This is a genomic window from Dielma fastidiosa (assembly GCF_000313565.1).
GTDB lineage: Bacteria > Bacillota_I > Bacilli_A > Erysipelotrichales > Erysipelotrichaceae > Dielma > Dielma fastidiosa.
This window is the reverse complement of record NZ_CAEN01000111.1, coordinates 1-305: the sequence shown is the minus strand read 5'-3', so window position 1 is coordinate 305 and position 305 is coordinate 1. Positions and strand designations below refer to the sequence as shown.

The following is a 305-nucleotide window of genomic DNA, read 5'->3' as shown; positions in this document are numbered from 1 at the left end:
CGGGTCCCATGAAGTACCAGTCATTCCCATCTCTGATCCAGTCCTTCATCAGATGTCCGTCCGTTGGATGCATGTAGTACCAATCACTTTCGATCGGCAGCCATCCTTTCGCGATCACACCGTCGGCATAGGCGTAATAGCGTTTTCTTGTTTCTTCAAACCAGCTTGCTTTCTTCATGACTCCCTTTTGATCGAAGTAGTAGGTCTTTGAGTTGATGTCATTAAAGCCTGTCACCATCTTTCCTTCCTTGTTGAAGTAATAGGTCTTTGCTTCGATCTCTTTGAAGCCGGTTACCAGCTTGCCG

1 protein-coding gene is annotated in these 305 nt (G+C 46.9%); it reads right to left on the bottom strand.

What is annotated here, in order from left to right; translation table 11 throughout:
• Positions 1–305 (bottom strand): N-acetylmuramoyl-L-alanine amidase family protein (locus tag DAHG_RS00215; RefSeq protein WP_022936311.1); only part of this gene is annotated, 305 nt, incomplete at both ends.